At 64.6% G+C, this 14,691-nt stretch carries 12 protein-coding genes; 4 read left to right on the top strand and 8 right to left on the bottom strand.

The window, feature by feature from the left end; all coding sequences use genetic code 11:
• Positions 1-68 precede the first annotated feature (68 nt).
• Positions 69-1,076 (bottom strand): zinc-dependent alcohol dehydrogenase family protein, encoded by a 1,008-nt coding sequence (locus AC1DZT_RS17565; RefSeq protein WP_478007946.1) that lies wholly within the window; start codon positions 1,074-1,076, stop codon positions 69-71.
• Between the two features lie 98 nt (positions 1,077-1,174).
• Between AC1DZT_RS17565 and AC1DZT_RS17560 the strand changes: the two genes are divergently transcribed.
• Both AC1DZT_RS17560 and AC1DZT_RS17555 read left to right on the top strand, forming a co-directional pair.
• The gene (locus tag AC1DZT_RS17560) at positions 1,175-2,074 is read left to right on the top strand and encodes a LysR family transcriptional regulator (RefSeq protein WP_478007945.1); all 900 of its coding nucleotides are present in this window, start codon (positions 1,175-1,177) and stop codon (positions 2,072-2,074) included.
• Between the two features lie 374 nt (positions 2,075-2,448).
• A complete protein-coding gene (locus AC1DZT_RS17555; RefSeq protein ID WP_478007944.1) occupies positions 2,449-4,146 on the top strand; it encodes an adenylate/guanylate cyclase domain-containing protein in 1,698 nt (565 codons plus the stop codon).
• Positions 4,147-4,319: 173 nt separating this feature from the next.
• Here AC1DZT_RS17555 and AC1DZT_RS17550 read toward each other — a convergent pair whose 3' ends face one another.
• Positions 4,320-5,330, bottom strand: coding sequence for a zinc-dependent alcohol dehydrogenase family protein (locus AC1DZT_RS17550; RefSeq protein ID WP_478007943.1), 1,011 nt, complete (start codon positions 5,328-5,330; stop codon positions 4,320-4,322).
• A gap of 357 nt (positions 5,331-5,687) precedes the next feature.
• Here AC1DZT_RS17550 and AC1DZT_RS17545 point away from each other — a divergent pair, with 357 nt between their 5' ends.
• Together AC1DZT_RS17545 and AC1DZT_RS17540 are read left to right on the top strand one after the other, a co-directional pair.
• Entirely contained in the window at positions 5,688-6,740 is a 1,053-nt protein-coding gene (locus tag AC1DZT_RS17545; RefSeq protein WP_478007942.1) for an NAD(P)-dependent alcohol dehydrogenase, read from the top strand.
• 168 nt (positions 6,741-6,908) lie between these two features.
• Positions 6,909-7,817: an AraC family transcriptional regulator gene (locus AC1DZT_RS17540; RefSeq protein WP_478007941.1), complete on the top strand. Its 909-nt coding sequence runs from the start codon at positions 6,909-6,911 to the stop codon at positions 7,815-7,817.
• Positions 7,818-8,426: 609 nt separating this feature from the next.
• Here the strand turns inward: AC1DZT_RS17540 and AC1DZT_RS17535 are convergent.
• From AC1DZT_RS17535 to AC1DZT_RS17510, 6 genes are all read right to left on the bottom strand, one after another.
• Positions 8,427-9,518, bottom strand: a complete 1,092-nt coding sequence (locus AC1DZT_RS17535; RefSeq protein WP_478007940.1) for a hypothetical protein — start codon at positions 9,516-9,518, stop codon at positions 8,427-8,429.
• 9 nt (positions 9,519-9,527) lie between these two features.
• Complete coding sequence (locus AC1DZT_RS17530; RefSeq protein WP_478007939.1) at positions 9,528-10,124, bottom strand: 5-bromo-4-chloroindolyl phosphate hydrolysis family protein; 597 nt, start codon at positions 10,122-10,124, stop codon at positions 9,528-9,530.
• Positions 10,124-11,734, bottom strand: a complete 1,611-nt coding sequence (locus tag AC1DZT_RS17525; RefSeq protein WP_478007938.1) for a substrate-binding domain-containing protein — start codon at positions 11,732-11,734, stop codon at positions 10,124-10,126. Before AC1DZT_RS17525 ends, AC1DZT_RS17530 begins: the two co-directional genes overlap by 1 nt.
• 237 nt (positions 11,735-11,971) lie before the next feature.
• Complete coding sequence (locus tag AC1DZT_RS17520) at positions 11,972-12,670, bottom strand: SDR family NAD(P)-dependent oxidoreductase (protein WP_478007937.1); 699 nt, start codon at positions 12,668-12,670, stop codon at positions 11,972-11,974.
• A gap of 137 nt (positions 12,671-12,807) precedes the next feature.
• Positions 12,808-13,452 carry a class I SAM-dependent methyltransferase gene (locus AC1DZT_RS17515; protein ID WP_478007936.1) on the bottom strand — a complete coding sequence of 215 codons (645 nt, stop codon included), beginning with the start codon at positions 13,450-13,452 and terminating at the stop codon, positions 12,808-12,810.
• A 4-nt stretch (positions 13,453-13,456) separates the two neighbouring features.
• Positions 13,457-14,683 (bottom strand): BtaA family protein, encoded by a 1,227-nt coding sequence (locus AC1DZT_RS17510; RefSeq protein WP_478007935.1) that lies wholly within the window; start codon positions 14,681-14,683, stop codon positions 13,457-13,459.
• Positions 14,684-14,691: the final 8 nt, after the last annotated feature.

Here is a 14,691-nt window from a genome sequence, read left to right as displayed (position 1 = left end):
AAAAACCGCGCGAGGCACCGGGAATGAACCATCTTTTCATGAGGAGCGCCTGTGAAAAGGACCGTGGCTCACTCGGCGACGATGGAGACGACGATCTTGCCCCTTGCCGTTCTTTCGGTGATGGCGGCATAGGCGTCGTCTGCCCTCTCAAGGGAAAAGACGCGCGGATCGAGACGGGGCTTGAGCTGGCCCGCTTCGACCATTGCGGCGGCTGCCTTGAGGATGTCGCCATGGTGGTCGCGGCCCTCGTCATCCAGCAGCGGGGCCAAGGTGAAGACGCCCGAGTAGGTACCCGCCTTGAAGGACAGGGGGGCCAGCGCATGTGTGCCCCAGCCAAGGCAACTCACCACATGGCCGAACCGCTTCACCGCCTGAAAGGACGCATCGAGAACGGCGCCGCCGCCGGTGTCATAGACGTGGTCGAACCCCGCGCCGCCCGTGTGGCGCGCGACATAGTCCTCGACCGTCTCGCTGGCGTAATCGATGGCCGTGGCGCCCATCGCGCGGATGAAGTCCGCCTTGCCCGCGCTGTCGACGGCATAGACCCTTGCGCCAAGTGCGACGCCGATCTGCACCGCAATATGGCCGACGCCGCCACCGCCGCCCTGGACCAGCAAGGTCTGGCCGGAGCGGATTTTCGCCCGGTCCACCAAACCCTCCCAGGCGGTGATGGTGATCAGCGGCAGGGCCGCGGCCTCGCGCATCGACAGGTTGGCGGGCTTGATCGCAAGAAGCCGGGCATCGACGGCGGCATATTCCGCCAGCGTGCCCTGAATGCCGCTAACCCCGCCGGTCATCCCGTAAACCGCGTCGCCGGGGCGAAAACCCGTGACGTCGGGGGCAACCTCCTGCACCACGCCCGCCAGATCGAGACCGAGGACAGCCGGCAGGGGATGACGGGCATGGGCCGCCGCACCGGCCCTGATCTTCGTGTCGAGCGGATTGACACCGCTTGCATGGATGCGGACCAGAACCTCGCCCGGGTTCAAGGCCGGACGGGCAAGGGTTGCTATGCGGAAGGCGGCATCCTTGGTCTCGACAAGCGCGGCCTTCATCGTCCGTTCCGGGTGGGTCATGACAATCTCCTTGGTGATGCGCCAAATATGTGCTCAATACCCGTGCATGACGATGAAAAGTATCGCACGATTTCCATACATAAATGCATGGGTGCGCAATGCCTGACCTTGAATGGAGCGATCTTCCGATCTTCCTTGCCATCGCGCGCGAAGGCACGCTGGGTGCGGCCGCGCGGCGGTTGAAGCAGACCCAACCCACGATGGGGCGCAGGTTGCGGGTGCTGGAACAGGCGGTCGGCGCCGCCCTGTTCCAGCGCACCAGTGACGGCTTCATCCTGACCGACGAAGGCCAGGCGATGTTCGCCCATGCGCTCCACATGGAGGAGGAAGCCCATGCCATGCAGCGCCAGCTGGCGGGCAGTGTCGCCGGGCTGGAGGGGATGCTGCGCCTGTCGTGCTCCGACTGGTTCGGCACGACGCTGCTGAGCCCGGTTCTGGCGGAATTTACCCAGCTGCACCCCAACGTCACCGTCGAACTGCTGACCGACCCACGCCTTTACAGCCTGTCTCGACGGGAGGCTGATCTGGTCATGCGGATCCAGCCCTTCGATGAACCGGAGGTGATCGCACGCAAACTGGTGACCCTACCCTACGGTCTTTACGCAAGGCCCGGCCATACCCCGGTCGAGCGGGGCGACGGCACCGGCTGCGGGCTCATCCTGATGGATACCGCCTTCGGTGGGATGCCGGACGTAGCCTGGGTCACGCAGGCCCTACCCAAGGCAAAGGTCGTATGCCGCGGCAACAGCCGCGAGGTGCAGGCGCGCCTCTGCGCTCTGGGCGCAGGACTGGCGGTGCTGCCGAAGGCTCTGGGAGAGGCGACCGCGGGGATCTCCTTGGTCGATCTGGGCGAGAGCCCACCGTCCCGCGACACCTGGATTGGCTACCATCGCGATCTGAAACGGCTGCCGCGACTGCGCGCTTTGCTGGACCTCATCATCGCAAGAATCAAGCATGACGGGCCCGGAACCGCAGGCTGGAAGCCGGGCTCAGAGTAAGGGACGGGGCACTGTCAGCGGAAAACGGCCTTGGACGGGGAGGGCACCAGCGTGGCGTTCTGCGATCACCAAACGCAGCCCCTTCAGGTACTTTCTCACCAGGTCCGAGATTATCCACGAAGTCCGAACAAAGGATGCGGAGCTTCTTATCAAAAGAATGCAGGATGCGGCCCGTGCGGTCGATGTCCTTCACGATCCGCTCAGCCGGTGCCGAAGTCCGGATGGTATTTTCGTCATCTTCAGTTCCATGTAGGACTGAATGGGCGACAGGGGGCCACGCGCTACTGGCAAGTTTCGACGGCAAGGAATCCTATCTTGGCTGCACCCGACATGCTAATTGCGAACTTGATCCGTTGAACTAGGGGCAGCTCATCTTGGTCACGACAGCGATCGAGCGCCGCACGGCAACTATCCTTGCCGCGGACGCCGTCGGATACAGCAGGGCCATGAGCCGCGATGAAGCCCTGGCGCTCCGTGCGCTTTCCGCCAGTCGCACGATCTTTTCAGAAGAGGTCGACCGGCGCGGGGGGCGGATCTTCTCGACGGCCGGTGACAGCATCCTGGCAGAGTTTCCATCGGCGAAGCGCGCCGTCGATACAGCCATAGCGATCCAGCGCAGGATCCCGGTCGAGGCCAGATCAGCCGAGGTGCTGACCTACCGCATCGGCATCCACCATGGCGCGGTTCATCCCTTCGGCAGCGATCTGCTGGGTGATGCCGTGAACATCGCCGCGCGCCTCGAAAGCCTCGCATATCCGGGTGGCATCTGCATTTCCGGGCCGGCTGTCGCTGCGGTGGATGGAGAGATTGATGCGCCGCTGGTCGAATTGGGACCGCAGGTTCTGAAGAACATTCTCGGTCCCGTGCGTGTCCTCAGATGCCGCGTCGGCGAACCCGATCCGGCCCCAAGTGACGCGGCACCCTTGCATTTGACGCGCGTCGGTGTCCTGCCCTTCAAGGCGGTCTCGTCGGATACCGAAACCTATCTGGCCGAGGGTCTCGCAGATGACCTCGTCCTCGGTCTGTCCCGATTTCGGCAGCTTGCGGTGACCGGACCGGCAGCGGCAGCTTTCGACGACCCGCTGCACTTTGCCGCCGAGACGGGGGTGACCTACGTCGTCCAGGGCTCGGTGCGCCGTCTGCCGGGGGCCCTGCGAGTCGATGTCCAGCTTGTCGAAGGCAAATCAGGGCGTACTCTTTGGGCAGAACGCTTTGCTTCTTCAGTCGAGGAAGTCTTGACCTTTCAGGATGATGTCGTCGCTCGCGTCGTTGCCACGGTGGCCGGGCGCATCGAGGACAGCAGCATCGAAGCGGTCCGCCGCCTGCGTCCGGAGAAAGCTCAGGCCTTCGATCGCTTTCTGCAGGGATTGCACTACGCCAACAGGCCCGACAGGGATTCAAACAAACTTGCTCTGATGCATCTGGAGGCCGCCGTAACGCTTGACGAAGGATATGGCCTTGCCTGGGCCTGGCTTGGGCTGATGCGCCTCAGGAATTGGTCGATGAGCCCGACGGCGCATAAACTGACTGCCGCCCGTCAGGCTGCCGAGCACGCCCTTTCCCTCGATCCCAGCGAAAGCTGGTGCCATCTCGTGGCCGGACAGATCGCGATGTATGCGCGACAACTGGACGTCGCGGAGGTCCATCACAAGAAGGCAACGGCGCTCAACCCTTACAGCACGCACATCATGGCCCTCCGCTCTCCCCTCGCCACCTATCTCGGCAAACCCGAGGAAGGCGTCGATTGGGCGAAAGGCGCCATGGCGCGGCATGAGGCGCACCCGTCCTGGTACGCGACCAATCTTGGGCTGGCGCTCTACTGCGCCCGGAATTACCGCGAGGCCTCCGACGTTTTCAGCGCCATCCTCGACCCGTCAATCGGCGTATTGGCAGGTCTTGCGGCGGCCAGCGCGCAACTCGGAGACCTGACTGAGGCAGAGAACGCACGAAACAAGCTGTTCGAGCGTGAACCGCAATTCTCACCGCAGCTTTTCATGAACATGAGGCCATTCAAACGACATGAGGATCGAGAGCATCTGCTCGAGGGCCTTCAACGCGCCGGGTTTGATTAAGTGCCCCGGTAAATTGACATGAAGCCAGTTGCCCCACCGGAACCGATCGTTGGCGACTTGCGGAAGGCGGAGCAAAACCGCGTTCCTGTTCAAACCCTCTACAGCCAGTCGTTCCACAGAACGTCTGGCTTGGCCAGAGTGCCAGATCTTTGGCGCTGCGCAACTGTCCGGTCTCATGCAGCGCACTCTGGCGGCACGCCGCGGATGATCACTTTCCCGAACGCGCGGCCTCCGGCGGCGTAGGCAAAGGCATCTCGGACCTCGGAGAAGTCGAAAACCTTGTCGATCACCGGGCGGATCCCGTGCTGCTGGATCAGCCGAAAGGCCGCCTCCAGGTTGTTCCGGCTGCCGACCGGGATCGGCTGCACAGTGGCCTGAGCCGCGAACATCGCCATGAAATCGACGCTGCCTTCGGCGCCACCGAGGATGCCGACGAGCGAGATCTGCCCGCCGGTGGCGACCGCCTTCAGCGACTGTCCCATATTGCTCGCACCGCCGACTTCGACGACACGGGTAACGCCCCGACCACCCGTCAGCACCCGGGCCTGTTCGCCCCAGTCCGCGTCGCGATAGCTGAGCACATCGTCCGCGCCGAGCGCCCTCAGCCGGTCGGCCTTATCAGGGTCGCCGATCGTGGCGATGACATGGGCCCCAAGCCTATGGGCGAACTGTATGGCGAAGAGCGAGACGCCGCCCGATCCCTGCGTCAGCACGGTGTCGCCGCCACGGACGCCGTCGAGCGCCGTCCAAGCGGTCGTTCCAGTGCAAACCACAGCGGCAGCCTCCTCGAAGCTCAGGTTGTCTGGTATGCGGACGAGGGCTTCGGCCGCGACCGCCTTGTATTCCGTCAACCATCCGTCGTGCTCGACAGTGAATTGCTCGGGCGAGAACGTGTAGGGTCCGCCTTGCCAGTTGGCGAAGATCGTGCCGACGACGCGATCACCAACCGCCACCCGGCGGACGCCCGCTCCAATTGCGACGACGTCGCCCGCGGCATCTGTCAGCGGCACGACCTCCGCCTTCACGTTCGGTATCCAGCCTTTAAGGACGTACTGGTCCCGGTAGTTGATTGCCGTCGCACGGATGCGCACGAGCGCTTGGCCAGGGCCGGGGTCGGGGATCGCCTCGTCAAGCAGGGCAAGGCCCTCGGGGCCAATGGATTGTGTCAAGCGATAGGTCTTCATGGCGGCACTCCTGTCTGGTTGTTCCGGACATGGGCGTGCGGGCGGGCACCGGAAAGCCGGATCCTGCGGGAAGCTTGCCTGATCGTCTGAATTGCATCTGTCGGGACTGCCGGCCGCCTGTCGCGGACATTCCGCGAGCTGCCGTCGCCGCACGGCGCGTCGAACACCGCACACAGCGTCGCGGCCGGAGAGGAGAGACTTGGCATCCACCCGAACGGGCAGAGCTTTTCTGCGCCGTGCGAGAGGATTGGGCAAGAATTCCGCAAGAACGGTCTCACGCCACAGGGTGAGACCGGTGATCATCGCGGAACCGAAATGAGACGGGCAGCGGCACTGTCCCGGAGCAAGGAGAACCCCATGAGCGAAGCCCTTCTCACACGCCCGGCCCGCGGCTTTGCTGCGATGGAGCGGAACGGACGACTGCAGCCCTTCGCATTCAACCGCCGACAGCTGCGACCGCGCGACGTGGCGCTCGACGTGCTTTATTGCGGTATCTGCCATACTGACCTGCATTTCATCGCGGAATGGGGCAACGAATATCCGCTGGTGCCCGGCCACGAGATCGTTGGCCGGGTCATCGAGATCGGCACCGAGGTCGAAGCCCATGCGGTCGGCGACATGGTTGCGGTTTCGGTCATCGTGGACAGCTGCCGACAATGCGCCAACTGCAATTCCCACGACGAATTCTATTGCGTCGAGGGCCACACGCCGACCTACGATTCGCTTGACCGGGTGGATGGCACGCGGCTTCGTGGCGGGTTCTCGGACAATTTCATCGCCGACGAACTCTTCGTCTATCCGCTTCCCCCCGGCCTTGACCCTGCCGCCGCGGCCCCACTTCTATGTGCCGGGGCGACGACCTTCGCGCCGATGCGCCACTGGAACGTCGGGCCGGGCCAGGTCGTGGGTGTCGCAGGGATTGGCGGCCTCGGGCATCTGGCGGTCAAATTCGCACGGGCGCTCGGTGCGCACGTGGTTGCCTTCACCACATCCCCCGCCAAGGCCGAGGCAGCATTGCGTCTCGGGGCGCACGAGACGGTGGTCTCCGTCGACACCGAAGCGATGAAGGCTCAGGCGGGCCGGTTCGACTTCATCCTTGACGCGATCCCGATCACTCATGACGTGGACCCCTACCTTGCCGCGTTAAGGCGTGACGGCGTGCTATGCGTCGTTGGCGTCCCGGCAAGCCTTTCGCCGTCGACCTATCTTCTTACGGCGGGCCGGCGGACTCTGGCCGGCAGCGGCGTCGGCGGTACGCGCGAGGTCCATGAAATGCTGGATTTCTGCGCCGCGAATGGCATCGTTGCAGAGGTCGAGATTATCGGAAAGGGCGAAATCAACGTGGCGCTGGACCGACTGCGGCGGGGCGATGTGCGCTACCGCTTTGTGTTGGATATGAAGGCACCCTGAATGCTATGTGACCTTGATGTCCGGGTATCTTGAACGACGCCTGGACAAACCCAAGACCCGCAACACGAAAAATCGATCACGTGGAACAGAACTCCCTGACGGAGGCGGACTTTGCCAACCGCGTTACACCTTGCGGATCATCTGGCCCCGTCTGCGGACACGCTTCGCATGGACCGGGCACGGGCCGAGATGTGCCGCATCATCACAGCCTATCTCGAAGGCCATGAGTCTGGTCCGACCATCGTCCCCGGGCTGGGGGTCGCGAGGCTTACCGAACCGATGCCCATACGGACCTACCATTTTGAACCAAGCCTCTGCGTCGGAACCCGCGGCTCCAAACGCATTCTGATAGGCGACATCGACCGCTCGTATGACGAGCACCGTTTCTTTCTCACCTCCGTCGGACTGCCGACCATCACCGAAGTGCCGGCTGCCAGCCCCACCGATCCCTACGTCGCGCTGCAGATCACCCTGGACCTCGACATGACCCGGGAGGTCATCGCCGAGATCGATGCCGCGGGAACGCGCGGCGAAGCGTCGACGCCCGGTGTCGTCACCGCGCCGGTAACTCCGGACATGCTGGAGGCCGTCCTGCGCCTGGTGCGCCTTTTGGAATCGCCGCGGGACATCCCGTTACTGCACGCCATGATCCACCGCGAGATCCTGGTCCGTATCCTGACCGGAGTGGGCGGCGACCGGTTGCGGCAGATGGTGCGGCTTGGGTCCAAGGGCGACCAGATTTCTCGTGCCGTAAGCTGGCTGCGCGCCCATTACGCGGAAAAACTTCGGGTCGAAGATTTGGCGCATCAGGTTGGGATGGCCCTTTCAACCTTTCATAAAAACTTTCGCGACATAACGACGATCAGCCCGCTGCAGTACCAGAAGCTTCTGCGCCTGCACGAGGCGCGTCGCCGGATGCTGGCCAAGGATACCGATGCGGCGACAGCGGCCTTCGCTGTGGGCTACGAAAGCGTCACTCAGTTCAACCGGGAATACAGTCGGCTGTTCGGCGCGCCGCCCGTTCAGGACGTAAAGCGGCTTCGGCAACCCAATGCACCGAAGTCGCAACCGTGGTAGCAGCCAGGTCCATCGTCACGGCTGGCCTGTATCCGGATGAGCGGTGCCGGCCCAGTCAGCACAGAGCGCACTTTCCGCAATCGGAGCAGCGTAGAGACCTGGTGCCAGCTAAAATGCAATCGCACGCCAAATCCCCGTGCGCACAGGACTTTGTATCGTCGCTCGCCCAAGGCCGATCCGTGGAGGCGATTTTTTCGACCGGGACGCGGTCGCCATGGGCCAGTTTTTTCCTGCCCTATGGTCGGGTTTGCTGCCGTCGCCGGGTGAAACACCGATTGCAGGTCACGCGCCGCGCATTCGCGCCATTCGTCGTGGAACTGATCCTCCTCAAACAGGGGCAAGCTTGTTCTTGCTCATGATGCTCATCCTACTCAGAAGTTGGAGCCTCCGGCAAACCCGGCGCGGTTCATCTCGGTGGACTGCAGGACCTTCCGGGCGGTATCCGAGATGCGTCCTGTTCCCGCAGGTTCTTCTTCACCGACCAGACCTGAACCTGGAAGACCTGCCGCACCTACGTGATCGTCTCCCCCCGTTTCAGCCCCCTTCTGCTGCCTCGCAACGGACGGACCGACAGAAAGCCGGGGGCAATTCTGCACGTCGAAACACGACTCAGTTCTCCACGGCGGCCACGATGTCGATCATCACCTTGGCCGAGGGCATCGGCACCACCAGGGCCACGGTTTCGGGCAGTTTGGCCACGCGGATCGCCGCCGGGTCATTGGTCACGCCAATCAGGCCGGTGCGAAAGCCGTGCTCGGCCCAGGCGATCTGCTGCAGGGCGGGGTCGGAGAGGGCATCGGCCAGCCGCTTGCAGGTTGGGGTCAGCGAAATCAGGGGATGCGAGGCGAAGATGGTGGGCTCGGGGTAGATCACCTTGATCTTGGTCTTGATCAGATCGGCATAGCGCTGGTTTTCGGTCATGAACTCGACCATCTGGTTCTCATATCCGACGATGATCGGCCGCGCTCCCTTGCCCTGTTTGAGGAAATTCTCGAAGAGATCGCCGGAGGAGGTTTCCATGAAGCCCATCGCCGCGAAATAGCTCTTCAGCTTCGGCAGAAGGCCCTCGAGGTCCGCCTCGGTCGGGGTTGCGCCCGCGTTGAAGCCATGGGCCAGCAGCGCCGCCCAGATCAGGCCGGAGTTCGACTTGACCGGATCGGTGGAGGTGACCTTGAAGGGGCCGTAGATGTTCAGGCCCAGATCCTCCTTCCAGCGCTTGCCGCTGGTGATCAGCCCGCCCAGCGCCTGCACATCGGCGTAAAGCGTGCCATCGGCGCCCGCATGCACAACCCCGGCGCGGGTCAGCGCATCGGCCACGTCGGACCAAGCGTAAAGCACGATGGGGGAATTGAAAATCGTCGCATCCGACAGCACCGTCTTGCCCGAAGCGCGCGCCATCTCGACCGACACGCCGTTGGAGGGCCAGAGGCAATCCTTGCCGCTGGTGTCGAGCGTGGTCACCATCTCCACCGAGCCGGCCTTGGTGGCCGAAAGCGTCACGCCATAGCGGTCCTTCAGGATCGCGGTGATCCTGGGATTGGCCAGAAGCGAGGCCTTCTCGCCGCCATAGAAGATCGAGACGGTGACCGGCGAGACCGGCGCGGCCCTTTGCAAGAGGCCCATCAGGTTGAACTGGGTGGCGGCAATCGTGACGCCGGCGACCACCAGCAGAAGGACGAGGCCAAGGATGGTGCGGTTCATGACGCCCCTCTATACGCGTTTCAACTGGAATTGCAGGGCCGAGACCTGCGCCTCCAGCTCGGTGAAGTCGTTCTCGATGCAGGCCTGGTCGATCTTCTGCACCACGGGCAGGAAACCCTTGATCAGGCTGCCCAATTCGGCGAGGCGGGCGGCATTCTCCTTCTGCGCCAGCTGGGCCAGGCCCATATAGGATTCGACCGCGGTCACGATCAGCGGAAGGAAATACGAGATGAACTGCCGGGTCTGGCGGTAGTTGCGCGGGTCGGCCCGGATCAGCTCGCGGATCGAGGACAGGTGGCGTGACATGTCGACCAGCCCGGCGCGGTCGGCCTCGGGCGCCCGTTTGGCGGCCTCGCCCAGCCGAAGGGCGGCGTCCTTCAGCGCCTCGGTCGCGCGGGCGATATCCTCGGCCGTGACCTGGTCCGAGACCATCACCTCGGTCAGCGGGCGGCGGCGCGGGATCAGCAGCAGAAGGGCGGCATAGATCACGGCGGCAAGGCCAAGCGCCAGCCACCAGACGAGGTCGGCCGCGATGAACAGCGCCAGGAAGGCGGCGGAGGCCATGAGGGCGGCGAGGATCTGCCGGGTTCCGTCGGGCAGGCCCATCAGTTGTAACCCTTGGCTTGACGCAGCGCCCCGGCCAGATCGTCGCTTGCGATGAAGAGGCGCCCGATGCTGCCATTGGTCAGGGCGGTCAGCTGCGCCATGTCGGCGTCTCCGAAGGCGATGGCATGGATCGGCACATCGGTGCCAAAGCCGATCTGGCTTCTGATCCGGGTGAACCAGTTGAAATTGCCCATATCCGAGGCGCCGTCTGTCATCGCCACGATCGCCGGCAGATAGGTGAAAAGCGTGCCGTCGTCCTTGTAGGGCTGCAAGGCCTGCAGCGCGGTGCCGAGGGCCGCGTAAAGATCGGTGCCGCCATCCGCCTGCAGCCGATCCACCTGGGCCAGCGCCGCGGCAAGGTCGGCATCGCCCGATCCCTTCACGACGATGGGCTGGCCGACCCTGTCATTGAACGGGATGATGATGGTCACATCGCGGCGCGAGGGTTGCAGCAGGTTCACCGCGGCGGATTTCTTGTCCAAGAGCAGGGTCATCGCCTGTTTCAACTGTTCGATCGGCGCACCGCCCATCGAGCCGGAGACATCCAGCACCCAGACCGTCAGCGAGGGTTTGCGCAGCTCGGTCTGGTAGAGGGTCAGGGCCTCGGCGATGACATCGGGCCCCGGGATCGGCACCGGGGCGATGTCGCGGGCAAGGTCGGCGCCCCAGGCGCTGTTCCAGACCTTGGGGTCCGCCCCCTGCGCCTCCATCCCGACAATCCCCGAGCGGCGGCCAAGGTCCGAGAGGGTCTTTTGCGTGGCGGGGGACAGAAGGAAGCCTTGCAGGGCGAGGAAGGCCTTTTCCCGGGCCGCATCGCCCTTGTCGATATAGGCAAGCGGGCTGTCGGCGACCGAAAGCCCGTTGGCGGGGTAGATGATGTAAAGCGGCTCGGCCCCGGCGGCGGTCAGCGCCTCATCGGCCTCCAGCACGGTGGATTCGTAGTTCACCATCGCATCATAGGCGGTGGGGTTGGCGACGAGCGAATCCTTCAGCCAGCCCGAGGAGCCCGAGGATCGGTCAACCTGGGCCAGAAGCCGGCGCACCCCGTCCTGCACCTTTGGGTCCTCGAGGTTGGCCATGGTCAGAAGGTCGGGATTGCCGGCCATCGCATAGAGAAAGCCGATATAGGCCGCGGCGCCCGAGTTCGACTGGGTGGCCGAGGTCATCGCCAGGCGGAATTTGTTGGCGCTGGCGGCCTCGGCGATCATCTGCACGGTGATGTCCTGCCGCCCGACCCAGCCCAGCTTCTCCGCGATGGATTTTTTGAGACCCAGCACCACCGGCGAGCGCAGGATCGATTCCGCGTGTTTGGTGGCCTTTTTCGTATCGCCCAGTGCGATCCACAGCGAATGCGCCGGCCAGACCGCGTCATAGCTGCTGGCGCTGCCCTTCTGCAGTTCGCGCGAGATATCGACCGAGCCTAAGTAGGTGAGCGAGACTTGCGTGTTGTTCTTGCCGGCCCAGTCAAGGATCAAAGGCTCCAGCGTCTTGTTCTCCGACCCGGCGAGGATGGAAAGGGGCACCGGCGGCGGCGTGAAAAGCCCAAGCCCCGACACCAGCGCCACGGCCGCAACCGCCAGGGCCGCCACGATCAAAAGCACCCGTTTCATCAAACTCTCCCGCCGCGCCAGAGCTTCGACAGCCAAGACCGAGACCGCTTGCGGCTTTCCACCAAGCGCCGAGTGTGGGGAAAGACGAAAGACAGGTCGGCCGAAGGCCTCCGCCCGCCGCAGGGTCCCTTTCCGCGTCAGGCGGTTGAGTAAGACGTCCGTTCGATGACAGTTTTGCGACAGAAGTCCCGGCACTCCGCAAGGCCCGGGCTTTCAGGCGGCTTGCGGGCAGGGCCCTCAGGCGCGGGCATAAAGCGGCAGGAGCGCGCCGCTGATCTCCATGTTCGCGGGCGAGATCATCTGCAGGACGGCCTCTGCCGCCGCCTCGGGGCTCAGCCAGTGCGACGGGTCGCTCTTCGGCATCGCCGCGCGGTTGGCGGGCGTGTCGAGGGTCGAGGGCGCGATGGCGTTGACCAGGATGCGGTCGGCCTTGACCTCTTCGGCCAGCGCCTGGGTCATCGCGGCCACCGCCGCCTTTGCCGCGGCATAGGCCACCATGCCGGAACCCTTGCGGGGGTCCAGGCCCGGTCGGGCCGACACATTGACGATGCGCCCCCCCTGACCGCCCTTGCGCATCGCCGCCACCGCGGCCCGGCAGCAGAGGAACGTCGTCACGGCATTCATCTCGATCATCCGCAGGAAATCCGCCCTTCCCGTCGCGGTCACCGGCGCCATGGCAAAGCCCCCCGCCAGATGCACGGAAGCCCAAAGCTCGGGGATGGCGCCGTAAAAGCCCGCCACCGCCGCCTCATCCGTCAGATCGATGCCGGAGACGAGATGCAGCCCGGAGGGGACGGGGGTCTCGTCACCCTCGGCGCCGTGGCGGGGCACATGGCAGATCATCCCCTCGGCCAGCAGCCGGTCCACGACGACCTGCCCGAGCGCGCCGGTTCCGCCCGTCACAACGACATGCCTGCCGGTCAGCTGTGGCGCCATGATGGGAACTCCGTAAGCCAGGGAAAGGATCATCTTAAGTGAACGGGATTCCGCCGCGCCAGACAAGACCTGATCGCGGCACCGCTGCCGCGCGCGCGGTGTCATGCCTGCTGGAGGTGAGGCCTTCCGGACAACGGTCACCCGTTCCGGATCAAGGTGCCACGCCGGGCATAGCCGCGGAAATGCGTGCCGTGGCGGACCTCGCAGCCATGCCGTGCCGCGACGCTCTCCAGTGCTACGGCAAGGTTTTCGCGCGGTGTCACATGGAATTTCGCCAGCCAGCGGTGCAGCGCCCGACGGAACCATTGCGGCAGGCCGGACAGGTCGCCGAAATCGACGACATGCAACTGCCCGCCCTTGGCAAGGTGGCGCGCCGCGGTGTCCAGCGCCGCCATCCAGTCCGGGATCATCGAGACGGAATAGGACAGGATGATCCGGTCGAACTCCGCCTCGCCAAAGGCCCGCATCGCATCGAAACTGCAGGCATCGGCCTGCACCAGATGGGCGCGGCGGCCAAGCTTGGCCCGGGCCGAATGCAGCATCTCGCCCGAGATATCGAGGCCGAAGAGCCGGCACCCCGGATGGCGGCGCGAGATGAGGTCGAGGTTGCGCCCGGTGCCGCAGGCGATTTCGAGGATGCGGTGGCCCCGCGCCGGCGCCAGATCCGCGATCAGCTGATCCCGCCCAAGCAGGTAATAGCGCCGGGTCGCGTCGTAGATCACCCGCTGATAGCGGTAGGTGGCATCCATCAGGGCGGCATGGCCAAGCGACTGCTGTGCCATGGGATCAGTCCTTGCGCCGGTAGAGGTGAAACCCGCCGTAGATGGCCGAGCGGTCATTGGTGAAGCCAAGGCGCGAGGCGGCTTCGTCATAATGCCAGCCGGCCAGCGTGTCCGCAGCCACCCGGCCCGGCAAGATGTCCTGCTGCCCGCCGGTGCGGAAGATCACCCGCGCGCCGGGCTTTGCCGTCCGGCTGATCTGAGTCCAAAGGGCGTTCAGCTGGGCATCGGTCATCCAGTCCTGGGCATCCAGCAGCACATAGCAATCCTTGGACCGGTCAGGCGCCTCGGCCAGAAGATCGGTCAGCGAACGGTTCAGCACCTGCACCCGCCCGGCATTGTCGCGCAGCGTTTCGAAGTTCTGCGGCTCGAGATAGGGCGGAAGCGAGCCGTCCTCGGTCTTGGCATAGCCGCGCTGAAAGGCCTGCGCGGCAAAGTAGTTCTGCCGCACCGGAAAGTCGCACATCAGCTTGCGGACCCTTTCGCGCAGCACCGGTATCACGTCGCCGCCACCATCGGCCGCCAGCTTGTCATATTGCGCCGGCGGAATCCCCAGGCCGAACAGCGAGGCGCGCCGCTTGGCGAGCGCGCGCACCAGGGGGTTGCGGAACAGGGGCTCCACCCTTTCGTCGAAGAAGCGGACCTGATGCTCCAGGCTCGTGGCCTTCAGGAAATCGGTGAAATCGACGCGGCCGAGCCGGGCCACCAGATGCGTCGCGCCCAGAAAGCGGCCGAGAAGGCCGAAGCGGTAGAAATCCCGCCGGAACATCGAGATGCGGCGGCGGCCCAGCGGACGCGCCTCCCAGAAGGCCCGGGTCTCGGGGTCGAGGTGGGCGGCGAGAAAGCGGTCATAGGCCGCGACATTGCCCGCCAGATTGGCGCGCCCGAAGAAGTCGAAGAAACGCGCCTGGTCGGGCAGATACTGCGCCGCCGCCAGCTTCAGCCGACCCAGCGCCACATGCGCCGGCGACAGGTCCACCGCGACGATCGAGCGTGGCCGGGCGGTCAGATAGGACATCACGTTGCACCCGCCCGAGGCGATGCAGATGATGTTGTCCTGTGGCCCGATCCGAAGGGCGGCCATGTCGACCACGGGATCTTCCCAGATCTGCGGATAGACCAGCCCGTGAAACAGGCGCGAGAACAGGCGTTCAAGCAGGCCGGTCACGCTCCAGGCGGCGTTCTGGTGCACCGCGGACCCGAGTTGATCTTCCATCGCCGGTGAATAGGTCATCTGAAGCG

Source organism: Rhodobacter sp. P1_C2 (assembly GCF_056406375.1).
Note: the sequence above shows the minus strand (reverse complement) of the source record. Positions and strands in the feature narration are given on the sequence as shown.